The following is a 22,695-nucleotide window of genomic DNA, read 5'->3' as shown; positions in this document are numbered from 1 at the left end:
AAAGGCAAACGGCCCGTTCTCGCGATGCCGACGCCCCCCCTTTTGCTGCGCTCTGGCCCGCAGCAACGGCTCTATTGCGATGCAACATAAAGCGCAGCATTTTGCTGCAGAGGCAGCCTCGCCCAAGCACCAAATGGTCAGGCAGCGTCAAGTATTATGTAAATATATCAATAACTTACGGAAGATCCGATTTTCCTTTCGTCCCATCGCCATGCTGCATTTCTTCCGCAGCAAAGCCGCACAAACGAAAAAGGGCGCCCGGAGGCGCCCTCTGATCTCATGCTGCATCGCACTCAGGTGTTCATCGAGTCGAAGAACTCTGAATTGCTCTTGGTCGAGCGCAGCTTGTCGAGCAGGAAGTCGATCCCATCCATGGTGCCCATCGGGTTCAGGATGCGGCGGAGCACGTACATTTTCTTGAGCACCTGCGGATCGGTGATGAGCTCCTCCTTGCGGGTGCCGGAGCGCGAGATGTCGATCGCCGGGAAGGTGCGCTTGTCCGAGACCTTGCGGTCCAGGATCAGTTCGGAGTTACCGGTGCCCTTGAACTCTTCGAAGATGACTTCGTCCATGCGGCTGCCAGTATCGACCAGCGCGGTTGCAATGATCGTCAGCGAACCACCCTCCTCGATATTGCGGGCGGCACCAAAGAAGCGCTTCGGGCGCTGGAGCGCGTTGGCGTCGACACCACCGGTCAAGACCTTGCCGGATGACGGCACCACGGTGTTGTAGGCGCGGCCCAGGCGCGTGATCGAATCGAGCAGGATGACGACGTCGCGGCCATGCTCGACCAGACGTTTTGCTTTTTCGATCACCATCTCGGCGACCTGGACGTGACGAACCGCCGGCTCGTCGAAGGTCGACGAAACGACCTCGCCCTTCACCGAGCGCTGCATGTCCGTGACTTCTTCCGGACGTTCGTCGATCAGCAGCACGATCAGATAGCATTCGGGGTGATTGTGCGCGATCGAATGCGCGATGTTCTGCATCAGCACGGTTTTACCCGTGCGCGGCGGCGCGACGATCAGCGCGCGCTGGCCCTTGCCGATCGGCGCGACGATGTCGATCACCCTTGCAGAAAGGTCTTTCCGCGTCGGATCGTCGATTTCCATGCGGAAGCGCTGATTCGGAAACAGCGGCGTGAGGTTGTCGAAATTGACCTTGTGCTTGGCCTTTTCCGGGTCCTCGAAATTGAGTGTGTTGACCTTCAGCAGCGCGAAATAGCGCTCGCCCTCTTTCGGGCTGCGAATGTGGCCTTCGATGGTGTCGCCGGTGCGCAGACCGAAGCGGCGGATCTGCGAGGGCGAAACGTAGATGTCGTCCGGTCCCGGCAGATAATTGGCGTCCGGCGAGCGGAGGAATCCGAAGCCGTCGGAGAGCACCTCGACGACGCCCTCGCCAACGATGTCGGTTTCAGCAATCGCGAGCTGCTTGAGGATGGCGAACAGCAGCTCCTGCTTGCGCATGGTGCTGGCATTCTCGACCCCATTCTCTTCCGCGAACGAGACAAGCTCGGCCGGCGTCTTCGACTTGAGGTCCTGGAGTTTAATTTCCCGCATTGGGGTGGTCCTGTGGGGTAACCTTGGGAGGGGGTGCGAGGAGGCTCTGAAATGCGGACGCGAGAAGGTAAGGTCCGCAGGTCTGGCAAGGAGAGCGCCGGTGAGGCTTCAAACCTGATGCGGTGTCCGGCCTCTGGAAAGCTCAGACAAAACCACATCCGCCTGCGTTGGGTGGGATGTCGCCAATATAGAAAATCGCTTTCCACTCCGCAAGCCGAAGCGCTGAGCGATTCATCGCAAGCCTTGCCTAGAACGGCTTCACGATCACCATGATGACGATCAAAATCATCAGAGCAGTCGGCACCTCATTGATAATTCGATAGAATTTCTGGCTACGCGGACGCCGGTCGGCGGCGAAATCCTTGCACCAGCGTGAAAAAAAGCCGTGGACCCCAGACATCGCCAGGACCAGTGCCAGTTTTACGTGCAGCCAGCCGAAAGAGAACCAGTGGCCGGACCAGGCGAGATAGAGCCCGGCAAGCCATGTGACGATCATGGCGGGGTTGATGATCGCCTTGAGCAGCCGGCGTTCCATCACTTTGAACGTTTCCGACTGCTTCGAGCCGATCTCGGCCTCGGAGTGATAAACGAACAGCCGCGGCAGATACAGCATGCCCGCCATCCAGGAGATGACGGCGATCACGTGCAGCGCCTTGATCCAGAGATAGACGTCTTCGAACATTTTCTGCGCCCGGCTTTCTGTCCAGCGCAGGGAACGCTGGGGATAGTAAGAACTCGTTAAGGTCTCACCCTACACACTTATCCGTCCGTAGCGCCTTCCTCTAATCTAGAATCTTAGATTCTTAAGGTTTGAGTCTATGTGACCGTGAATAGGACTCACACAATTCCGTCCGCACGTTCACGTGCGCTTGTTCACATCCATCAACATATCCCTGATGCTTCCTGCGGCCTTCGATAAGTCGGCCAGCTTCAAAGGCTTGCGCGTTTCTGTCGGCAGCTTATCAAGGGGGTTGTCCGCGCAATCCCGTTTTCCTCTCAACAGGTCGCCGGACTTGTTCCGATGGGCAGTGGTGTGAAGAAAATTGGCACTTGTCCCGCCCCTGGTGTCGCGCAACCCTTTCCGAGGGGTTAAGGTCCACAGAAATCCACAAACCACACCGCCTCCATACAAAGGGCTTTTGTGCCGACCTCGAACAATTATTTCCATCTCCACCTGGTCTCCGACTCCACCGGAGAGACGCTGATCACCGTCGCGCGCGCCGTCGCGGCGCAGTACGCCAACGTCACCCCGGTCGAGCATGTCTATCCCCTGGTGCGCAGCCAGAAGCAGCTCGATCGCGTGCTCGACGAGATCGAGGAGGCGCCGGGGATCGTGCTGTTCACGCTGCTGGAGAAGGATCTGGTCTCTCGGCTCGAGGACAAGTGCAAGCAGATCAACGTTCCGAGCCTGTCGATCATCGGGCCGGTGATGCAGTTGTTCGAAGCCTATCTCGGCGCCGCGACCACGGGCCGCGTCGGCGCCCAGCACGTCCTCAATGCGGAATATTTCAAGCGCATCGACGCGCTGAACTACACGATGATCCACGACGACGGCCAGCATGTCGAAGGCCTCGACGATGCCGACGTGGTGCTCGTCGGCGTCTCACGCACCTCCAAGACACCGACGTCGATCTATCTAGCCAATCGCGGCATCCGCACCGCCAACGTGCCATTGGTTCCGGGCATTCCGGTGCCGGCACAATTGGAGACCCTGACGCGGCCGCTGGTGGTGAGCCTGCATGCGACGCCGGAACGCCTGATCCAGGTGCGCCAGAACCGCCTGCTCTCGATGGGTGCCGATACCAGCGGCGACACCTATACCGACAGGCAGGCGGTCGCCGACGAGGTCGCGTTCGCGCGCAAGCTGAGCGCCAAGCACGACTGGCCGCTGCTCGACGTCACGCGGCGATCGATCGAGGAAACCGCCGCGGCGATCATGAAGCTCTACAGTGACCGCCAGCGCAACCGGCCTACGGGATAGTTTCGGCGATGTCTCTCTGGCGCGGCGAAACTCCGTTGATACTGGCCTCGCAGAGCAGCGCGCGAAAGATGCTGCTGGCTAGTGCCGGACTGGAGTTCAAGGCGATTGCGGCCGATATCGACGAGCGCGGCATTCAGGCCGCCTCGAAACTTTCAGGCCCGCATGACATCGCCCTGCTGCTGGCGCGTGAGAAGGCCAAGGCGGTCTCGGCCGGTCATCCGGGGAGCTATGTGATCGGTGCCGACCAGACCCTGGCTCTCGGCGAGCGTCTCTTCAACAAGCCTGCAGGCCGCGCAGAGGCGATGGCGCAATTGCTCGACCTCGCCGGCAAAAGCCACGCGCTGAATTCCGCGGTGGCCGTGGCGCGAGATGGCAAGATCGTTTTCGAGGATGTTTCGGTGGCCCGCATGACCATGCGGCCGATGACCGAGACGGAGCTTTCCGCCTATCTCGACGCCGCCGGCGATGCGGTGACGACCAGTGTCGGCGCCTATCAGCTCGAAGGTCTCGGCAGCCATCTGTTCGAGCGCATCGAGGGTGACCATTTCACCATTCTCGGGCTGCCGCTGCTGCCGTTGCTTGCGTTCCTGCGGCGCGAACGGCTAGTTGCAGTGTGAACGACAGGAACGGCTGCCTGCTGATGCGGATCCTTGGACTGACCGGCTCGATCGGGATGGGAAAATCCACCACCGCGAAATTGTTCGCGGAGGCCGGCGTTCCCGTCTATGACGCCGATGCCGCTGTCCATCAGCTCTACGAGGGCGAGGCCGCGCCCGCGATCGAGGCCGCCTTTCCCGGCACCACCTCGAACGGCAAGGTTGATCGCCCAAAACTGTCCGCGCGCGTCGTGCATGATCCGGCCGCGATCAAGCAGCTCGAACAGATCGTTCATCCGATGCTCGGCGCCTCCCGGCAAAAATTCTTCGCCGATGCGGAAGCAGCCAAGGCGCCCGTCGTGGTCCTGGATATCCCGCTGCTGTTCGAAACCGGCGGCGAGAAGCGGGTCGACGCCGTCGTCGTGGTGTCGACCTCGCCGGAACTCCAGCGCAAGCGTGTGCTGGAGCGCGGCACGATGGACGAGGCCAAGCTCGACGCGATCATCGCCAAGCAGACGCCGGATGCCGAGAAGCGCAAGCGGGCCGATTTCGTAGTGGATACGTCACACGGACTTGAACCCGTGCGCGCCCAAATCACGCACATTCTGGCCGAGGTCGTTAAGATGCCGCAGCGGCGAGCCTGATTCGCTGCCTCACACGGCCTCTTGATCATGCGTGAAATCGTTCTCGACACCGAAACCACTGGCCTCGATCCGCTCCGCGGCGATCGGTTGGTCGAAATCGGCTGCGTCGAGATTTTCAACCGTATGCCGACGGGCCAGACGTATCACGTCTATATCAATCCCGAACGGGACATGCCGGCGGAAGCCTTTGCGGTACACGGGCTGTCGGCCGAGTTCCTGTCGACCAAGCCGCTGTTCCACGAGGTCGTCGACCCGTTTCTGGAGTTCATCGGCGATGCGCCGCTGGTGATCCACAACGCTTCGTTCGACATCGGCTTCATCAACGCCGAGCTCGACAAGGTCAAGCGCGTCGCGATCCCGCGCGAGCGGCTGGTCGATACGCTGCTGTTGGCGCGGCGCAAGCATCCGGGCGTGTCGAACCGGCTCGACGATCTCTGCTCGCGCTATTCGATCGACAATTCACACCGCACCAAGCACGGCGCGCTGCTCGACGCCGAACTCTTGGCCGAAGTTTATGTCGATCTGGTCGGGGCGCGGCAATCGCAATTGCTCCTCGCTTCGGAAGGCGAGGACATTCGCGCCAATGCGGCTGGCGATGTGCCGCGGCGGCAGCGGACCGTGCCGCTCGCGCCGCGGATTTCCGATGCCGAGCGCGAGGCCCATCGGGCCTTTATCGCAACGCTCGGCGACAAGGCGATCTGGAACGAGTTCCTGCCCGCTCCAGCCGCCCCTCCGGCTGTTTAGGCCTGACCGCTCGTCTGCTGAGCGGCCATTTGCCGCTCCATGTTCTGACGATAGAGACCGACGAAGTCGACCGGATCCAGCATCAGGGGCGGGAACCCGCCGTCGCGCACGGCGGTCGCGATGATCTCGCGGGCGAACGGGAACAGCAGACGCGGGCACTCGATCATGACCAGCGGATGCAAATTCTCCTTCGGCACGTTGGTGATGCGGAACACGCCGGCATAGGCGAGCTCGAACGAGAACATGATCTTACCGGCGGTCTCGGCCTTGCCCTCGACCGACAGCGTCACCTCGAACTCGGTTTCGCTGAGATTGATGGCGCTGACATTGATCTGGATGTTGATCTGGGGCGGCTGGCCCTGCTGCTGGAGCGAGGTCGGCGCGTTCGGATTCTCGAACGAAAGGTCCTTGATATACTGCGCCAGAACGTTGAGCTGGGCAGCCTGGGCCGCCTCGGGAGGGGTGCCGTTGCCGTTGGTCATGAGAGTCTCTCCTTACCCGATTTGGGCTGAATTTCGCGGCGGTTGGCTAACATAGGGCCGCCTCACTCCACAAGGACGAACGGCCCCGGATCGGGTATCCGCGCCGCCCCCGCAATTGTGACGTTCACCCGGCCCTCCTGACGAAATCGCGCGTTAAACGATTGAAGATGCGCGATTTCCGGGCAGGATCGGGTTTCCCCTTAAGCATAAAACGCGCTACACTCGGCGCTGTGCCAAAAGGCGCCATTGGCCGGGCAAGATTTCGTGCCTACATCCCGAGGACCAGACGCGCGGACCTAAAATGGTGATGTAGACTTGCCGTTCCCGTATGGAACGGTCTACTGGCCGGATTGATTTTCCCGGCGACGACCCGAGACGGCCCCTTTCAGCGAAGACCAGAAAGCGAATACGACGTGGACATCTACACCATCATCTTCCTGGCGCTGGCGGTCTTCATCTTTCTGAGGCTGCGCAGCGTGCTGGGACAGCGGACGGGTAACGAGCGGCCGCCGTTCGACCGCACCGCCGCCCGCAATGCGCTGGGGGGTGCCCAGGACAAGAACGTCGTGACCATGCCGGGCAAGGTGATCGACCAGGCCCCGCTGGCGCCGACCGCCGAGCCGGCTCCGCCCTCCGACCGCTGGAAGGGCCTGACCGAGCCGGGCACCGCGCTCGCCCAGGGTCTCGATGCCATCGTCGACAAGGATTCCACCTTCGACCCGCGCCATTTCATCTCGGGCGCCCGCGGCGCTTATGAGATGATCGTGCTGGCCTTTGCCAATGGCGACCGCCGCGCGTTGCGCGACCTGCTGTCGTCGGAGGTCTATGATAGCTTCGACGCCGCCATCAAGGAACGCGAGAAGTATGAGCAGAAGACCGAGACGCGTTTCGTCTCGATCGACAAGGCCGAGCTCGTCGGCGCCGAGCTGCGCGACCGCACGGCTCAGCTCACCATACGATTCGTCTCGCAGATGATCTCGGCCACCCGCGACAAGAGCGGCAATATCGTCGACGGTAGTGCGGACACGGTCGCCGACATCACCGACATCTGGACCTTCGCCCGCGATATCACCTCTCGCGATCCAAACTGGAAGCTGGTTGGCACCGGAAGCGCGAATTAAGAATTTCCTGAAGAACAGCGCGACGGCGCTTTGCGCAGGTGCCGTCGTGCTGTCGTCGTTTTCGCTCGGCGCCGAGGCGGCGCGGCGTCACTATCGCAGCCATCACCATCATCTCCCGGCACTTGCCGCCGCCCCGCCGCGCGCCTTGCCCTATCCGCAGCTCCCTTTGCCGTTCGAAATCCCCGGTGCGCAATATCTGCCGCTGACCTGGACGGACGTGAAAGGCTGGAGCGACGACGACCATCTCGCCGCCTACAAGACGTTCCGCGCGAGCTGCCGGACGATCAACGCGCAGACCGGTGCGGCCGAACCGAAGGCGCTTGGCGGCTCGCTGAGCGAGCCCTGCAGGGCCGCCAAGTCGCTCGAGCTCACCGACGACGGCAAAGCCAGGACCTTCTTCGAGGAGAATTTTGCACCGCTGCGGATCTCGCGCCTCGGCGAGCCCGACGGTTTCGTCACCGGCTATTACGAACCGGTGCTGGAGGGATCGCGGACGCAGACCGACGTCTTCAACGTGCCGGTCTATCGTCGCCCGTCGAACCTGTTCGTGCGCGGCTACAAGCAGGACTCGGTCAGCTTGCCCAACAAGGGCCCGGTCTACCGCAAGATCGGCCGCCGCAAGCTGGTGCCCTATTACGATCGCGGCGAGATCGAGGACGGCAAGATCGCCGGCCGCGGGCTGGAGATCGCCTGGCTGAAGGACCCGACCGATCTGCTGTTCGCCCAGATCCAGGGCTCGGCGCGGATCAAGTTCGACGACGGCGGCACGGTCCGGCTGAATTACGACGCCTATAACGGCTATCCCTACACGGCCGTCGGCCGTGTCCTGATCGAGCGCGGCATCATTCCGAAGGAGGAGATGTCGATGCAGAAGATCAGGGAGTGGATGGCGCAGAACCCCGATGGCGCCAAGGATCTGCGCCGCCAGAACCGATCCTACATCTTCTTCCGCGAGGTCAATCTGTCCGACAAGGAAGAAGCGGTGGGTGCGCAGGGCATTCCGCTGACCGCCGGCCGTTCGATCGCGGTCGACAAGGCACTGCACGTCTACGGCACGCCGTTCTTCATCGAGGGCGAGCTGCCGATCGATTCCGAACGCTCCAAGACGCCGTTCCACCGGCTGATGATCGCGCAGGACACCGGCTCGGCCATCATCGGCCCCGCGCGCGCCGATCTCTATTTCGGCGCCGGCGCGGATGCCGGCCGTGTCTCGGGACGGCTGCGCCATCCCATGCACTTCGTCATGTTGGTACCGAAGGGCCTCGATCCCGCAGTACGCGCCGCGAAGTTGCCGGTGCCGGACCCGCGTCCCTCGGAGAAGATCGCAAGGCTGTTTCCGCAGACCGATCCTGCCAAGGATTCGCCCAAGGATCAGACCAAGCCCGCGGCTCCGGCCGCAGCCGTGGCGCAAGGTAAGGGTGAGACCGTCGCCGTTGCCAATCCGGTCCCGTTGCCGGTGCCGCGTCCCGTGATAGAGCCCGTTCAGGAGCCGCGGCGGCCAGTCAAGAATCGTCCCCATCGGCAGCAATGAAGCGATCGTCCCGTCCGCCCGTGCTGGAGCCTCGTACCTCGCCGCGCCGCCGTGCGCTGAGCGAGGAGGAGCGCGCGCTGTGGGATGCGGTCGCAAAACAGGTCAAGCCGCTGCGGAAGCATCGCGTGGCAAAGACACACGCCCCGCCGCGCACTGAGCCTTCACCGGCAGCGCCGGCTACGCGATCTGCGCCATCGCCACGGCCGATCGCTGCCGCGCCGGCGGTGCGCATGGCAAAGCCGGCCATGCCGCCGCTGGCACCGCTGGGCAAGCGCGAGCGCACAAAATTGTCGCGCGGCCGCAGCGAGATCGAGGCGCGGCTCGATCTGCACGGCATGACCCAGATACGCGCCCACCGGGCCTTGACCGGCTTCCTGCACCGCGCCCATGATGACGGCCTGACCTTCGTGCTCGTCATCACTGGCAAGGGACGGAGCGGCGGCGAAAGCGGCGTGCTCCGCCGCCAGGTGCCGGAATGGCTGAGCCTGCCGGAATTCCGCGCCTTCGTCGTCGGCTTCGAGGAGGCGCATATCGGCCATGGCGGCGAGGGCGCGCTCTATGTGCGGATACGCCGGGCGAGGTATTAGAACGGCCGGACGATTCCGACGCGCGGGATCAGCGTGAGGATCAGGCCGAAGATATTTGTCTTCCGATCCTCCGACGCGATCAGCGGTGCATTGTACTTGGCCGGCAGCATCTTCACCGCGTGCAGGATCAGGAACAGGCAGACCGCCCAGTTCGAGATCCAGCGCGAATAGTCGAACACCATCGCGAACATCACGAGATAGGCGAGACTGATGCCGATCAGCGCCGCGATGACGAGGCGCCGGTGCAGGTCGTTCGCGAGCGCGCCGATCACGCCGGCAAAATAGCGCCAGAGTGGCGTGTGCAGCCAGATCAGCAGGGCAAACACCGGCACGCCGAGGATGTTGTGCGGCAGGCGGCCCCAGGTATCCGAAACCTCCTTCGCCAGCGGCTGGTACCAGATGTAGGCGAATTGCAGCAGGTCGGTCCGCGCCGGATCAGCCATCCGGGTCTTCAGGTAGGCAACGAAATCCGCTTCCGGGATCGGCATCGTTCCCAGGAATTGCGCCGCGAAGAACAGCGCGCTCACGCCAAGCAATGCCACCAAACCAAACGCGACATTCGTCTTGGTGACGCTGTAGGCGAGGTAGTGCCTGATCACGACGATGGCGATGATCGTCGGCACATACATCAGCAGATGAATGTGGTGGATCAGCACGAGGACGATCGAGAACAGCGCGGCCATTGCGACGAACAGCAGCGAGCCCGCCGGCATCAGCAGCAGGATGATCGCCAGCGCGCAGCCATAGATGTCGAAATGGCCGAGCGTGTGCATGAAGTTCTTGAGAAAGAACGGCGAGCCCGCGATGAAGACGAACAGCGGCAGCGTTCTCGCGGTGAAGCCGAACGTTTTCTGGAATAGCCTTGCGTACAGCCCCAGCGTCACCAGCCACGTCGCTCCGCCGAGCGCGAACACCAGCCAAACCGGCACCTTGTCCGTGAACAGCGCGACGATGGCCCCGATCAGCGCGCGCTTGATGAAGCCGAAATGATAGTCGACGAGGAGGTGGATGTAGGGGACGTAAGGCGGCAGCTGGATCTTGTGGACGAACACGCCGACGATGACCGCGGCGTTGATCGCGAGCAGGAGACGCCAGGGATTTTTCTGAATCTGGGCGATCACGCCGCACCCGAACTGACGCGATCTACCTCCGCCGTCGTCCCCGACAAGCGAGCACAGCGAGCGCAGATCCGGGACCCATAACCACAGGAAGTCGTTCGAGCCGGGATCGTGGTCGCCATCTGTTTCAACAAGAGCCGCTGGTGGTTATGGGTCCCTGCTTTCGCAGGGACGACAGCGGCATCCATAGCGTGGCCGCAGCCGAATTACAAAATGAACCGGCTCAGATCGGCGTTCTTGGCGAGGTCGCCGACGTGCTTCTGCACGAAATCCGCATCGACCTTGACGGTCTCGCCGCTGCGGTCGGGGGCGGTGAAGGAGATTTCGTCCAGCACCCGTTCCATCACCGTCTGGAGCCGCCGCGCGCCGATGTTCTCGACGGTGGAATTGACGGCGACCGCGACGTCGGCCAGGGCGTCGATGGCGTCGGCGGTGATGTCGAGCGTCACGCCCTCGGTCTGCAGCAACGCGATATATTGCTTGATCAGCGAGGCCTCGGGCTCGGTCAGGATGCGCCGCATGTCGTCGCGGGTCAGTGCCTGCAGTTCGACGCGGATCGGCAGGCGGCCCTGCAATTCCGGCAACAGGTCGGACGGTTTCGCGACGTGGAAGGCGCCGGACGCGATGAACAGGATGTGATCGGTCTTCACCGCGCCGTGCTTGGTCGAGACCGTGGTGCCTTCGATCAGCGGCAACAGGTCACGCTGCACGCCCTCGCGCGAGACGTCGCCGCCGACCCGGCCGTCGCGTGCGCAGATCTTGTCGATCTCGTCCAGGAACACGATGCCGTTGTTCTCGACCGCGCTGATCGCCTCCAGCGTGAGCTGGTCGGTATCCAGCAGCTTGTCGGATTCCTCATTGACGAGGATCTCGTGCGAGTTCTCCACCGTCAGTCGCCGCGTCTTGCTGCGCCCGCCCAGCTTGCCGAAGATGTCGCCGAGCGACACCGCGCCCATCTGCGCGCCGGGCATGCCCGGGATCTCGAACATCGGCATGCCGCCGCCCGAGGACTGCGTCTCGATCTCGATTTCCTTGTCGTTGAGCTCGCCAGCGCGCAGCTTCTTGCGGAACGATTCGCGCGTTGCCTGGCTGGAATTGGCGCCGACCAGCGCGTCGAGCACGCGCTCCTCGGCGGCGAGCTGCGCGCGTGCCTGCACGTCCTTGCGCTTGCGCTCACGCACCTGGGCGATCGCGACCTCGACGAGATCGCGCACGATCTGCTCGACGTCGCGGCCGACATAGCCGACCTCGGTGAATTTCGTCGCTTCCACCTTCAGGAACGGCGCGTTCGCGAGCTTGGCGAGCCGTCGCGCGATCTCCGTCTTGCCGACGCCGGTGGGGCCGATCATCAAGATGTTCTTCGGGAGTACCTCTTCGCGCAAGGAGCCGGAGAGCTGCTGCCGGCGCCAGCGGTTGCGCAGCGCGATCGAGACCGCGCGCTTGGCATCGGCCTGGCCGACGATGAAACGGTCGAGTTCGGAGACGATTTCGCGGGGAGAGAAGTCTGTCATGGGACCTTAGCTAGGATCAGATGCGGGTCGGGACAAGCCGCATTTTACGTCAGATGATGGGCGGGCCCGATTGCCACTGTTTCACGGCGTCGATCGGATGGATCAGCATCAGGATATTGAGCGTCAGATTGTCGCGAATGTGAAGCGCGAGCATGATCTCGAAGGCGAGCCCGAGCAGGACGGTCACCGAGACTGGCAGCACGCGCGCGGCGAGGAACCCCATCATCATGGCCAGATTGTCAGAAATCGAATTGACGATGCTGTCGCCGAAATAATCCAGCGAGATCGTGCCGGCACGGTAGCGTTCGATGATGAAGGGCGAGTTCTCGACGATCTCCCAGGCGCCTTCGATCAGCATGGCGACGATCAGCCGTGCCGGCCAGGACAGTTGTAGGAAGGGCAGGCGCGCGAACAGCAGCCAGGTCAAGCCGTAGAACAGGAAGCCATGCAGGATGTGAGAGAAGGTGTACCAGTCGGCGATGTGCTGCGAATTCTCGGAGCTGTTCACCACGCCATGCCAGAGCTTTACATAGCCGCAGGTGCAGATCGGCACCCGCCCCATCGCGAACAAGATCGAGGCCTGCAGCGCCAGCAGCAGCAGTGCGATGCCGACCCAGGCCAATGGCGGTACGGCGACCTTGCTCTCGTGCGTGCTCGTCAGCGTCACGGCTCGCGCACCATCAGCAGCGCCGTCCCGTCCGGCGTCTCGACCATGCGGTCGCGGACGAAGCCGGCCTTCTCATAAGCGCGCACGGCGCGTGCGTTGAGCGGATCGGGATCGGTGACAATGCGTGGCAGGCCCTGCCGCAACTGGCCGTCGACGAACTGGCGGATGAACGCGGAGCCGTGGCCGCGCGCGATCATGTCGCTTTCGCCGATGAACTGGTCGATCCCACGGGTGCCCTCCGGTTGCGGCCCGAAGCCGGTATTCCAGGCTGTCAGGCGATAGCATTGAAGATAGCCGAACGGGTGGGTGCCAGCCAACACGATGAACTGGTCCATCGCCGGCTCATCGAGATCGCCGCTCACCAGCAAGAACTGCTCGTCCGGATCGCCCCACCACTCCCGCACATGCACCTCGCCCAGCCACCGCCGGATCAGCGGCAAATCGGCCGGGCTCATCGGGCGGAAGGTGTAGGCGGGCGCCATGTCCTGTTCGGTCTGGCCTAGCCGGTCGCCAGGCTTTCGATGGTCAGATTGCGGTTGGTGTAGACGCAGATGTCGGCGGCGATATCGAGGGAGCGGCGGACGATGGTCTCGGCATCCTTGTCGGTGTCGATCAAGGCCCGCGCAGCGGCCAGGGCGTAATTGCCGCCAGAGCCGATCGCCATGACCCCGGCCTCGGGCTCCAGCACGTCGCCGGTGCCCGTCAGGACCAGGGAGACGTCCTTGTCGGCCACGATCATCATAGCCTCCAGGCGGCGCAGATAGCGGTCTGTCCGCCAGTCCTTGGCGAGCTCCACCGCAGCCCGGGTCAGCTGCCCCGGATACTGCTCGAGCTTGGATTCGAGCCGCTCGAAGAGCGTGAAGGCGTCAGCCGTGGCGCCGGCAAAGCCGCCGATGACGTCGCCCTTGCCGAGTTTTCGCACCTTCTTGGCGTTGGACTTGATCACGGTCTGGCCGATCGAGACCTGGCCGTCGCCGCCGATCACCACCTTGCCGCCCTTGCGGACCGTCAAAATCGTGGTGCCGTGCCAGCCCGGTGCGCTGTTCTGGGAATCCTGCATCAAATACCTCGTTGTCGGACCTGATTTAGGCGGTCGGGACCGACCGTACAACGGGCCGCTCCGGGCCCATTTCGCTCACCATAGGCAGAAGTAGAGGCCCGGCCAGCCGTTCCCGCAGTAGCGAAGGCGTCATTTGACTGTTAAAAGACCGCCGTTTTCGGTCCAAAACCAGAATGGAAACCGCTTTTCAATGCGCACCGCGACGATCAAGCGCAAGACCAAGGAAACCGACATCGAGGTCACCGTGAACCTCGATGGCACCGGCGTGTCCAATATCGCGACCGGCATCGGCTTTTTCGACCATATGCTCGATCTCCTCGCCCGCCATTCCCGCATCGACCTCACGGTCAAGGCGGTTGGCGATTTGCACATTGATCATCACCATACCACCGAGGACACCGGCATCGCGCTGGGCCAGGCGGTCAAGCAGGCGCTCGGCAACATGGCGGGCATCACCCGCTATGCCGGCGTGCACATGCCCATGGACGAGACGCTGTCGCGCGTGGTCATCGACATCTCGGGCCGTCCGTTCCTGGTGTTCAAGGCCGACTTCCCCCGCGACAAGATCGGCGAGTTCGATACCGAGCTGGTGCGCGAGTGGTTCCAGGCCTTCGCCATGAACGCCGGCGTGACTCTCCACGTCGAGACCCTATATGGCGATAACAGCCACCATATCGCCGAGTCCTGCTTCAAGGGCCTGGCGCGGGCGCTGCGCACTGCCGTCGCGATCGATCCGAAGGCCGTGGGCGAAATCCCGTCCACCAAGGGTTCGCTCGGCGGCTGACGTCTTTCGGCCCGCGGCACGCGCCGCTTGCGGTATCACTGAATTCCTAGGAACGGGGCATCACCATGCCTGTCTACACAGTTCATGCTCCCTCCCCTGCCGGAGCCGATCTGCGCGCGACCGACAAGTTCGTCTTCGTGCGCGACGGTTTTCATTTCTGGGCGATGGTTTTGGGTCCGTTCTGGCTGCTCTGGAACAGGCTCTGGCTGGCGCTGATCGGCTGGGTGATTTTCCTGGCTGCATTCGATGCAGGGCTGCATAGCCTCGGCGTTGGCCGCAGCTCGATCTTCCTGGCCAATATGATCATCGCGGTGCTGATGGGTTTCGAGGCCTCGAGCCTGCGCCGCTGGACACTGTCGCGCGGCAAGTGGCGCCAGCTTGACGTCGTCATCTCCGACGACGAGGACACCGCCGAGCGGCGTTTCTTCGAGCGCTGGAGCCTGAAGCAGCGCGGCATCGTCAACGATCAATGGGCCGTCGATCGCGGCGGCCCGCCGCCAACCCGCAACGTGCCGGGTCAGCAATTCTCAAATCCGCCACCGCTGCCGTCGGGCGGCATCATTGGATTGTTTCCGGAACCGGGAGGGTCAAGATGAGCGTCGCGATCATCGATTACGGTTCAGGCAATCTGCATTCCGCCGCCAAGGCGTTCGAGCGCGCCGCGCGCAGCCTGGAGATTCCGCAAAAGGTCTTCGTCACCAGCGATCCGGATCAGGCCTACGGCGCCGACCGTCTGGTGCTGCCGGGCGTCGGCGCCTTCGCCGATTGCCGGCGCGGGCTCGATGCCGTCAACGGCATGGTCGAGGCGATCACCGAAGCGGTCCGCGTCAAGGCGCGGCCCTTCTTTGGTATTTGCGTCGGCATGCAGCTGATGGCGAGCCGCGGCAAGGAACACGTCATCACCGAGGGCCTGAACTGGGTCGGCGGCGACGTCGAGAAGATCATGCCGCGCGACGAGAGCCTGAAGATCCCGCACATGGGCTGGAACACGCTCGACCTGCTGCAGGAGCATCCGGTGCTGGACAGGCTGCCGCTCGGCCCCAAGGGCCAGCACGCCTATTTCGTGCACTCCTACCACCTCAACGCCGCCAACGAGGCGGACGTGCTCGCGCGCGCCGATTACGGTGGACCGGTCACCGCGATCGTCGCGAAGGACACCGCCATCGGCACCCAATTCCACCCCGAGAAGAGCCAGCGTTTCGGCCTGGCCCTGATCTCGAACTTTTTGCGATGGAAACCGTGATTCTCTTTCCCGCGATCGACCTCAAGAACGGCCAGTGCGTGCGCCTCGAGCAAGGCGACATGGCGCGCGCGACCGTGTTCAACCTCAATCCCGCGGCCCAGGCGCAGAGCTTTGTCGAACAGGGCTTCGAGTATCTCCACGTCGTCGATCTCGACGGCGCCTTTGCCGGCAAGCCGGTGAATGCGCAGGCGGTAGAGGCGATGCTCAAGACGATCAAGATCCCGGTGCAGCTCGGCGGCGGCATTCGCGATCTCGCGACCGTCGAAGCCTGGCTCGACAAGGGCATCACCCGCGTCATCATCGGCACCGCCGCGGTGCGCGACCCTGAACTGGTGAAGGCGGCTGCAAGGAAATTCCCCGGCCGCGTTGCGGTCGGGCTCGATGCCCGTGACGGCAAGGTCGCCGTCGAAGGCTGGGCCGAGACCTCGCAGGTGACGGTGCTGGAAATCGCGCAGCGTTTCGAGGATGCCGGCGTCGCCGCCATCATCTTCACCGACATCGCGCGCGATGGCCTGCTCAAGGGCCTCAACCACGATGCGACCATTGCGCTGGCAGATGCGATCTCGATTCCCGTGATCGCCTCCGGCGGCCTCGCCTCGATCGAGGACGTCAAGGCGATGCTGACGCCGCGCGCCAGGAAGCTCGCCGGCGCGATCGCCGGCCGTGCGCTTTACGACGGCCGGCTCGATCCCGCCGCCGCCCTCACCTTGATCCGCAACGCGCGCACCGCCTAGGAGCCGACACATGTTCAAGGTGCGCGTGATCCCCTGCCTCGACGTCAAGGACGGCCGGGTCGTCAAGGGCGTCAACTTCGTCGACCTGCGCGATGCCGGCGATCCCGTCGAAGCCGCGATCGCCTATGACGCCGCCGGTGCCGACGAGCTCACCTTCCTCGACATCACCGCGACCCACGAGAACCGCGGCATCATGCTGGACGTGGTCCGGCGTACGGCGGAGGCCTGCTTCATGCCCGTGACCGTCGGTGGCGGCGTGCGCAAGGTTGACGACATCAAGACGCTTCTGCGCGCCGGCGCCGACAAGGTCTCGATCAACAGCGCCGCGGTGTCGCGGCGCGAGTTCGTCAAGGAAGCTGCCGAGAAATTCGGCGAACAATGCGTGGTGGTCGCGATCGACGCCAAGCGGGTCAAGCGTCCGGGCGGCGACCGCTGGGAGATCTTCACCCATGGTGGCCGCAACTCGACCGGCATCGATGCCATCGAATATGCCCAGGAAGTGGTCTCGCTCGGTGCTGGTGAAATCCTGCTCACCTCCATGGACCGCGACGGCACCCGGCAGGGCTTCGACATCCCGCTGACCCGGGCGATCGCCGACAGCGTTCCCGTTCCCGTGATAGCCTCGGGCGGCGTCGGCAATCTCGATCATCTCGTCGACGGTATCCGCAACGGCCACGCCACAGCTGTGCTGGCCGCCTCGATCTTCCATTTCGGGGAATTCACCATTCGCGAAGCCAAGGAGCACATGGCCCGGCGCGGACTGGCCATGCGCCTCGATGCCTGACGACTCCCGATCATAAAAATGCTACATAGGCCTACGGGGAATGGCCTCCGTGGCCTTGTGTGTTGTTCGAGTAATTCCGATGTCGCGTTTCACGATCCACGATCTGGCCGACACCATCGACGCCCGCGCGGCGGCCGGCGGCGAGGCGTCCTATACCCGTAAGCTCCTGGACAAGGGCGCCGAGCATTGCGCCAAGAAGTTCGGCGAGGAGGCAGTCGAAACCGTAATCGCAGCAGTCGAAAACGATCGCGCGCATCTGATCGCTGAAAGTGCCGACCTGCTCTATCACTTCCTTGTGCTGCTCAAGGCCCGCGGCGTAAAGCTGGAGGAGGTCGAGGCCGCGCTGGACAAGCGGACGAATATGTCCGGATTGGAAGAAAAGGCGTCCCGCAAGGGTTAGTAGATCCCAACGGAAAGGTCGCGTCATGGATATCCGCGCACCCGAGCAGCAGTATAATCCGTACCGCGTCTATACGCGCGAGCAGTGGTCGCGACTGCGCGACGACACGCCGATGACGCTGGAGCCCGGCGAGTTCGACCGGCTGCGCTCGCTGCACGATCGCCTGGACTTGCAGGAGGTCGAGGACATCTACCTGCCGCTGTCGCGCCTCTTGTCGATCTATGTCGATGCGATGCAGCGCCTGTACTACGCAGAGCGCCAGTTTCTCAACATCCGCGACCGCAAGATGCCCTACATCATCGGCGTCGCTGGTTCGGTCGCGGTCGGAAAATCCACCACGGCCCGCGTGCTTCAGGCACTGCTGGCGCGCTGGTCGCCGCGTCCGAAGGTCGAACTGATCACCACCGACGGATTTCTGTATCCCAACGCCGTGCTGGAGCGGCAGGGCATCATGCAGAAGAAGGGTTTTCCGGAGAGCTACGACCTGCCGCTGCTGCTCAGCTTCCTCTCCGACATCAAGGCAGGCCGCCGCCACGTGCGCGCGCCGGTCTATTCGCATCTGACCTACGACATCGTGCCGAACCAGTGGGCCGAGATCGACCAGCCGGACATCCTGATCGTCGAGGGCGTCAACGTGCTGCAAACCGGCAAGCTGCCGCGCGACGGCAAGGCGGTGCCCGTCGTCTCCGACTTCTTCGACTTTTCGGTCTATATCGACGCCGACGAGGCGGCGCTGCGGCAATGGTACATCAAGCGCTTCCTGGCGCTGCGTGACACCGCGTTCACCAATCCGAAATCCTACTTCAATCGCTACGCGCTGTTGTCGGACGAGGAAGCCACCGCCACCGCGATCGCGATCTGGGAACGCACCAACCTCGCCAATCTCGAGGATAACATCCTGCCGACCCGCCCCCGCGCGACGCTGATCCTGAAGAAGGGCGCCGACCACACCGTGGCAAGCGTGGCGCTGCGACGGCTATAGGCCGCGGTATCGTAGGGTGGGCAAAGGCGCGAAGCGCCGTGCCCACCGTCTATCTGCATTGTCGAATGTGAATAGTGGGCACGCGGAGCCTGTCATTGGGCGCGCATTCGCGCGACCCGTTGGCTTTGCCCACCCTACGGCATCGGTGATTGGCGCACGCCTGCAGCCACATCGTCATTGCGAGCGCAGCGAAGCAATCCAGAATCTTTCCGCGGAGGGATTCTGGATTGCTTCGTCGCAAGGGCTCCTCGCAATGACGGAGGAGAGACCTTCCTACACCGCCAGATGCCGCGCCGCCGCCAGCCCGGCCAGCGCCTCGTCCAGCTTGTCGCGGTCGAGCGGCTTGATCAGAAATCCGTTCATGCCCGCCTCGAAACAGGCATAGCGATCCTCCACCAGCGTATTGGCGGTGAGCGCGAGGATCGGCGTGTGGTGGCCGCCTTTGGCCGCCTCATGCGTGCGGATGCGTTTCGTCGCCTCGATGCCGTCGAGCTGCGGCATCTGGATGTCCATCAGCACGAGATCGTAGGGCGTGCCGGCGGATGACGCGGCGAGCCAGGATTCCAGCGCCGCCTCGCCATGAACCGCGATGACGACGCGGTGGCCGAGCTTGGTCAGCAGCGAGCGCATCAGCAGCGCGTTGATCTCGTTGTCCTCGGCGACGAGGATCGACAGACCCTTTGCCGTTACGACGCCGGCGGGGGAGGCGGCCGGCGGCTCCGGCGCCAGTTCGGGCGAGGCGACCTCCGGCGTCAGCGCGAGACGTGCCGCGAGCGAAGCTGCGCGCAGCGGCTTGATCAGAAAGCCGGTGAAGGAAGCTGAAAATTTCTCGTGACGCGAGCTCGACGTCAGCAGCACCAGCCGCTGCGTCGCATGCTTGCGCGCGACCTCGCCGAGATGGTCGGCGATGGCGGCGCCGATCGCACGATCGACCAGCACCGCATGCCATGAGCGCTCCGGCAGCAGCGCCTCTGCGACGGCTCCATCCGAGACGAGGCAGATCTGTCCGCCCCAGCGCTCCAGCCGCCGCGCGATCAGCGAGGCCTCGATGCCGTCGGCGATCAGGAGGATCGACTTGCCGGTGAGATCAGGGCTCGGGAACGCCGTCTGCCCCGCGCCGGATTGCGATGGCGCAAGCGGGATCGCGACGTCGAAGGTCGAGCCCTTGCCCGGCTCGCTCTCCAGGGTGATGCGGCCGCCCATGCGCTTGACGATGCGTTCGCTGATGGCAAGGCCGAGCCCGGTGCCGCCATAGGTGCGGGCGACGCGCTCGTCGGCCTGCTCGAACTCGCGGAAGATGCGCGTTCGCGCCTCGGGCGCGATGCCGATGCCGGTGTCGCGCACCAGAAAGCTGATCTCGTTCGGCCAGATGCCGGGTTCGACGATCAGCGCGACGCCGCCGGTCGCGGTGAACTTGATGGCGTTGCCGGCGAGGTTGAGCAGCACCTGGCGCAACCGCGCGGCATCGCCGACGACCTCGAGCGGCAGGCGCTCGTCGACATAGGCGGCGATCTCGAGCGTCTTTGCCTGCGCGCGCGGCGCGAGCAGCTCGGTGATCTCCTCGATCATGGTCGAGAGCGCGAACGGGCGTTGGTCGAGATCGAGCTTGCCGGCCTCGATCTTGGAATAGTCGAGCAGCTCCTCGATCAGCGCCATCAGCGCTTCGCCGGAGGTTTTCACCGCCCTGGCATAGGTCGTCTGCTCCGGCGTCAGCGTGGTGTCGAGCAACAGGCCGCCCATGCCGATCATGCCGTTGAGCGGCGTGCGGATCTCATGCGAGGCCATCGCCAGGAAGCGCGACTTGGCGCGGTTGGCGGCATCGGCCTGGTCGCGCGCGTCCGACAGCGCGCGCTCGGTCTCGGTGCGGTCGGTGACGTCGCGTCCGACGCTCTGCAATTCGGCGGGCTGGCCGGCATCGAGACGGACATAGCCCTCGCGCCAGGCGATCCAGCGCGCGCCGTGCGGGGTGGTGATCCTCTGGTCGTGAATGCGCGTGCCGTTGCTTTCGCGGGCGCTGTCGCCCTGCTCGAGGACGTCGAAATCGAAACGCGTGCCGACCAGCGCGTTGCGCCCCTGTCCTGCGAGTGCGCAATAGGCGTCGTTGGCGAAGGAGATGCGGCCCTGGTGGTCGCGCAGCACGATCAGATCGCCCTGCTGTTCGAACAGGCTGCGCGCGCGCTCCTCCGCTTCCTTCAGTTCCCAATTGCGGTCGATCAGCGTCTCGTTGTGGGCGGCGAGCTTACGCATCCGCTTGTTGACGAAGCGCAGCCGCATGCTGAGCGTGGCGAGGCCGAGGCAGGCGAGCGCGAACAGGAAGCTCGCGCCGACCGCAAACGTATTGGGATCGTAGCCGGAGTTCTCGGAGCGGCTGCCGGAGACGAAGCCATAGGCGCCGCCGAACGTCGCCGAGAAAATCATGAAGGAGCGGATCGCGAACGCGATGCGGGGATGCTGTCGCCTGAAGCGGCGCATGCGCACCTTGATCCGGAACGTCCGATCCATCGCCATCGACCCCGACTCTTGCTCCGAAACCCCGCGTCGCCAATTGCGACGATGTCTCGCCGACCTTGCGAACAGCTTGAGGCTTTGGTTCGGCCTCCAAACAGGGTTGACGAGGTGTTAACGCTTCAGAGCGAGGCGGCCTGGAGCGGGAGCGGGCGGTGGCCGCCATTGGCACCGACGATCAGCGCCGCGGCCTCGCGCTGCGAAAAGGTCTTCGAGCGCACATAGATGCGGTAATCGGCCGGCCCGTCGGTGGACAGGTAAATCACCGGACCGCCGTCGACCGGCTCCGCGGCAATCGTGATGAGGCGCGTCGCCGGATTGGCCTGACAGGAATCCGTTTCGGAGCCGAGACCGTCGTCCACGACCGCGAAGTCCGCCGCGTCCGGATCGTCGGTGATCTGAACCCGCACCGTGGCCCGCGACAGATCGTCGGTGAAGGCGACATGGACGCCGGCCGTCCAGAACAGGGATGTCAGCTCGACTGAAGTCTCGCCCAGCGCGATGCAGGGATGCGAGACCGATCCGATCTCGCCGCGGGCGAACACCGCGGCCGCCAGCAGGGGAACAACCGAGGCCAGGATCTTGAAACGCAACATGACACTCTACTCGCCCGGGCCCTGTGTGGAACTCATAGGGGAACGCTTGGGCCTTATGGTTTGCAGAGCGTAAAGGAAACTCGTTACCGCCGGGTTGATGCGCGGAAGGATCAGGCCATCTGCCGCACATCCTCCGCGAGTGCGCGGTAGGACAGCGCCTCGGCGAGATGCAGCCGGCCGATCTTGTCGGCGCCGTCGAGATCGGCGAGCGTGCGCGCCACCCGCAGGACGCGGTGATAGCCGCGAGCCGACAGCCGCATGGTCTCGGCGGCGTCGCGCAGTAATTTGGCGCCTTGCGCATCCGGCTTGGCGACGTCCTCCAACACCGAGGCCGGCGCCTCGGCATTGGTGCGAACATGCGGCAGGCCCGCATCCGCGTAACGCGCGAGCTGGATGTCGCGCGCGGCTGCCACGCGCGCGGCGACTTCCGCCGAGCCCTCCGCCGCCGGCGGCAGGATCAGATCGGCTGCGGTCACCGCGGGAACCTCGATGCGCAAATCGATGCGGTCCATCAGCGGACCGGAGATGCGCGCCTGGTAGTCGCCGGTGCAGCGATCGATGCGGCCGCGCTTGCAGGCATAGCCGGGCTCGAACGCATGGCCGCAGCGGCACGGATTCATCGCCGCGACCAGCATGAAGCGCGCAGGATAAGTCACGCGATGATTGGCGCGGGAGACGGAGACCTCGCCGTTCTCCAGCGGCTGGCGCAGCGAATCCAGCACCCGAGGATCGAACTCGGGCAGCTCGTCGAGGAACAGCACGCCCTGATGCGCAAGCGAGATCTCGCCGGGTTTTGCGCGGATGCCGCCGCCGGTGAGTGCGGCCATGCTGGCGGAATGATGCGGCGAACGGAACGGCCGCCGCGCGGTCAACGCGCCGCCCTCGATCTCGCCGGCGACGGAGGCGATCATGGAGACTTCGAGCAATTCGCCCGGCGACAGCGGTGGCAGGATCGAGGGCAGGCGCGCCGCCAGCATCGACTTGCCGGCGCCGGGCGCGCCGATCATGAGCAGGTGATTACGTCAATGACAATTTATGGATCAGGCGGTGGGCCTTGCGGTTTCAG

Annotated in this window: 24 protein-coding genes and 1 pseudogene; 14 read left to right on the top strand and 11 right to left on the bottom strand. The window is 64.0% G+C overall.

Going from position 1 to position 22,695, the window contains the following annotated elements:
* Positions 1-293 precede the first annotated feature (293 nt).
* Positions 294-1,559 carry a transcription termination factor Rho gene (gene rho / locus AC0L3X_RS34495; RefSeq protein WP_045004625.1) on the bottom strand — a complete coding sequence of 422 codons (1,266 nt, stop codon included), beginning with the start codon at positions 1,557-1,559 and terminating at the stop codon, positions 294-296.
* A gap of 247 nt (positions 1,560-1,806) precedes the next feature.
* Positions 1,807-2,241 carry a protoporphyrinogen oxidase HemJ gene (hemJ, locus tag AC0L3X_RS34490; RefSeq protein ID WP_028150172.1) on the bottom strand — a complete coding sequence of 145 codons (435 nt, stop codon included), beginning with the start codon at positions 2,239-2,241 and terminating at the stop codon, positions 1,807-1,809.
* Positions 2,242-2,700: 459 nt separating this feature from the next.
* Here hemJ and AC0L3X_RS34485 point away from each other — a divergent pair, with 459 nt between their 5' ends.
* The 4 genes from AC0L3X_RS34485 to dnaQ are packed head-to-tail and all read left to right on the top strand — an operon-like array spanning position 2,701 to position 5,524.
* Positions 2,701-3,540 (top strand): pyruvate, water dikinase regulatory protein, encoded by an 840-nt coding sequence (locus AC0L3X_RS34485; RefSeq protein WP_028150170.1) that lies wholly within the window; start codon positions 2,701-2,703, stop codon positions 3,538-3,540.
* Between the two features lie 8 nt (positions 3,541-3,548).
* Positions 3,549-4,157, top strand: coding sequence for a Maf family protein (locus tag AC0L3X_RS34480; protein ID WP_063980276.1), 609 nt, complete (start codon positions 3,549-3,551; stop codon positions 4,155-4,157).
* A 23-nt stretch (positions 4,158-4,180) separates the two neighbouring features.
* A complete protein-coding gene (gene coaE, locus AC0L3X_RS34475) occupies positions 4,181-4,780 on the top strand; it encodes a dephospho-CoA kinase (RefSeq protein WP_063985974.1) in 600 nt (199 codons plus the stop codon).
* A gap of 27 nt (positions 4,781-4,807) precedes the next feature.
* A complete protein-coding gene (gene dnaQ / locus AC0L3X_RS34470; RefSeq protein WP_063985973.1) occupies positions 4,808-5,524 on the top strand; it encodes a DNA polymerase III subunit epsilon in 717 nt (238 codons plus the stop codon).
* Here the strand turns inward: dnaQ and secB are convergent.
* Positions 5,521-6,006 carry a protein-export chaperone SecB gene (gene secB, locus AC0L3X_RS34465; RefSeq protein WP_028150166.1) on the bottom strand — a complete coding sequence of 162 codons (486 nt, stop codon included), beginning with the start codon at positions 6,004-6,006 and terminating at the stop codon, positions 5,521-5,523. The genes dnaQ and secB overlap by 4 nt on opposite strands.
* A gap of 413 nt (positions 6,007-6,419) precedes the next feature.
* Here secB and AC0L3X_RS34460 point away from each other — a divergent pair, with 413 nt between their 5' ends.
* From AC0L3X_RS34460 to AC0L3X_RS34450, 3 genes are read left to right on the top strand one after another with little or no spacing between them, the layout of a single operon-like run.
* Positions 6,420-7,127 carry a Tim44/TimA family putative adaptor protein gene (locus AC0L3X_RS34460; RefSeq protein WP_063980275.1) on the top strand — a complete coding sequence of 236 codons (708 nt, stop codon included), beginning with the start codon at positions 6,420-6,422 and terminating at the stop codon, positions 7,125-7,127.
* Positions 7,105-8,658, top strand: coding sequence for a murein transglycosylase A (mltA, locus tag AC0L3X_RS34455; protein WP_063980274.1), 1,554 nt, complete (start codon positions 7,105-7,107; stop codon positions 8,656-8,658). The genes AC0L3X_RS34460 and mltA overlap by 23 nt, the downstream gene beginning before the upstream one ends.
* Entirely contained in the window at positions 8,655-9,245 is a 591-nt protein-coding gene (locus AC0L3X_RS34450; RefSeq protein ID WP_063980273.1) for a Smr/MutS family protein, read from the top strand. The genes mltA and AC0L3X_RS34450 overlap by 4 nt, the downstream gene beginning before the upstream one ends.
* Here the strand turns inward: AC0L3X_RS34450 and AC0L3X_RS34445 are convergent.
* The 5 genes from AC0L3X_RS34445 to hslV all read right to left on the bottom strand — a co-directional run bounded on the left by AC0L3X_RS34445 (position 9,242) and on the right by hslV (position 13,601).
* Positions 9,242-10,366, bottom strand: a complete 1,125-nt coding sequence (locus AC0L3X_RS34445; RefSeq protein WP_063980272.1) for a hypothetical protein — start codon at positions 10,364-10,366, stop codon at positions 9,242-9,244. The genes AC0L3X_RS34450 and AC0L3X_RS34445 overlap by 4 nt on opposite strands.
* Before the next feature lie 203 nt (positions 10,367-10,569).
* On the bottom strand, positions 10,570-11,874 hold the full coding sequence (gene hslU, locus AC0L3X_RS34440; protein WP_063980271.1) for an ATP-dependent protease ATPase subunit HslU: 1,305 nt from the start codon (positions 11,872-11,874) through the stop codon (positions 10,570-10,572).
* A 49-nt stretch (positions 11,875-11,923) separates the two neighbouring features.
* Positions 11,924-12,541 carry a DUF2585 domain-containing protein gene (locus tag AC0L3X_RS34435; RefSeq protein ID WP_063980270.1) on the bottom strand — a complete coding sequence of 206 codons (618 nt, stop codon included), beginning with the start codon at positions 12,539-12,541 and terminating at the stop codon, positions 11,924-11,926.
* Entirely contained in the window at positions 12,538-13,023 is a 486-nt protein-coding gene (locus AC0L3X_RS34430; RefSeq protein ID WP_063980269.1) for a GNAT family N-acetyltransferase, read from the bottom strand. Before AC0L3X_RS34430 ends, AC0L3X_RS34435 begins: the two co-directional genes overlap by 4 nt.
* A gap of 17 nt (positions 13,024-13,040) precedes the next feature.
* Positions 13,041-13,601, bottom strand: coding sequence for an ATP-dependent protease subunit HslV (gene hslV, locus AC0L3X_RS34425; protein ID WP_028150159.1), 561 nt, complete (start codon positions 13,599-13,601; stop codon positions 13,041-13,043).
* Positions 13,602-13,791: 190 nt separating this feature from the next.
* Between hslV and hisB the strand changes: the two genes are divergently transcribed.
* From hisB to coaA, 7 genes are all read left to right on the top strand, one after another.
* Positions 13,792-14,385 (top strand): imidazoleglycerol-phosphate dehydratase HisB, encoded by a 594-nt coding sequence (gene hisB / locus AC0L3X_RS34420; protein WP_028150158.1) that lies wholly within the window; start codon positions 13,792-13,794, stop codon positions 14,383-14,385.
* Positions 14,386-14,450: 65 nt separating this feature from the next.
* On the top strand, positions 14,451-14,981 hold the full coding sequence (locus AC0L3X_RS34415) for a DUF2628 domain-containing protein (RefSeq protein ID WP_063980268.1): 531 nt from the start codon (positions 14,451-14,453) through the stop codon (positions 14,979-14,981).
* Positions 14,978-15,628: an imidazole glycerol phosphate synthase subunit HisH gene (gene hisH, locus AC0L3X_RS34410; protein ID WP_063980267.1), complete on the top strand. Its 651-nt coding sequence runs from the start codon at positions 14,978-14,980 to the stop codon at positions 15,626-15,628. Before AC0L3X_RS34415 ends, hisH begins: the two co-directional genes overlap by 4 nt.
* Positions 15,625-16,362, top strand: coding sequence for a 1-(5-phosphoribosyl)-5-[(5-phosphoribosylamino)methylideneamino]imidazole-4-carboxamide isomerase (gene hisA, locus AC0L3X_RS34405; RefSeq protein WP_063985972.1), 738 nt, complete (start codon positions 15,625-15,627; stop codon positions 16,360-16,362). Before hisH ends, hisA begins: the two co-directional genes overlap by 4 nt.
* 10 nt (positions 16,363-16,372) lie before the next feature.
* Positions 16,373-17,146, top strand: coding sequence for an imidazole glycerol phosphate synthase subunit HisF (hisF, locus tag AC0L3X_RS34400; protein ID WP_063980266.1), 774 nt, complete (start codon positions 16,373-16,375; stop codon positions 17,144-17,146).
* A gap of 79 nt (positions 17,147-17,225) precedes the next feature.
* Positions 17,226-17,546, top strand: coding sequence for a phosphoribosyl-ATP diphosphatase (locus AC0L3X_RS34395; protein WP_028150153.1), 321 nt, complete (start codon positions 17,226-17,228; stop codon positions 17,544-17,546).
* Positions 17,547-17,571: 25 nt separating this feature from the next.
* Complete coding sequence (coaA, locus tag AC0L3X_RS34390) at positions 17,572-18,528, top strand: type I pantothenate kinase (RefSeq protein ID WP_028150152.1); 957 nt, start codon at positions 17,572-17,574, stop codon at positions 18,526-18,528.
* A 273-nt stretch (positions 18,529-18,801) separates the two neighbouring features.
* Here the strand turns inward: coaA and AC0L3X_RS34385 are convergent, their stop codons facing one another.
* The 3 genes and pseudogenes from AC0L3X_RS34385 to AC0L3X_RS34375 form a co-directional block, all read right to left on the bottom strand.
* The gene (locus AC0L3X_RS34385; protein WP_084794914.1) at positions 18,802-21,036 is read right to left on the bottom strand and encodes an ATP-binding protein; all 2,235 of its coding nucleotides are present in this window, start codon (positions 21,034-21,036) and stop codon (positions 18,802-18,804) included.
* 119 nt (positions 21,037-21,155) lie between these two features.
* Positions 21,156-21,629: a hypothetical protein gene (locus AC0L3X_RS34380; RefSeq protein ID WP_063980265.1), complete on the bottom strand. Its 474-nt coding sequence runs from the start codon at positions 21,627-21,629 to the stop codon at positions 21,156-21,158.
* A gap of 110 nt (positions 21,630-21,739) precedes the next feature.
* Positions 21,740-22,648, bottom strand: a pseudogene (locus AC0L3X_RS34375) (YifB family Mg chelatase-like AAA ATPase); the annotation flags it as partial.
* Between the last annotated feature and the right edge of the window lie 47 nt (positions 22,649-22,695).

The sequence above is a fragment of the Bradyrhizobium sp. MI1.7 genome (assembly GCF_055811795.1).
The sequence above is the reverse complement of the archived record's forward strand: the minus strand, read 5'-3'. Positions and strand labels throughout refer to the sequence as shown.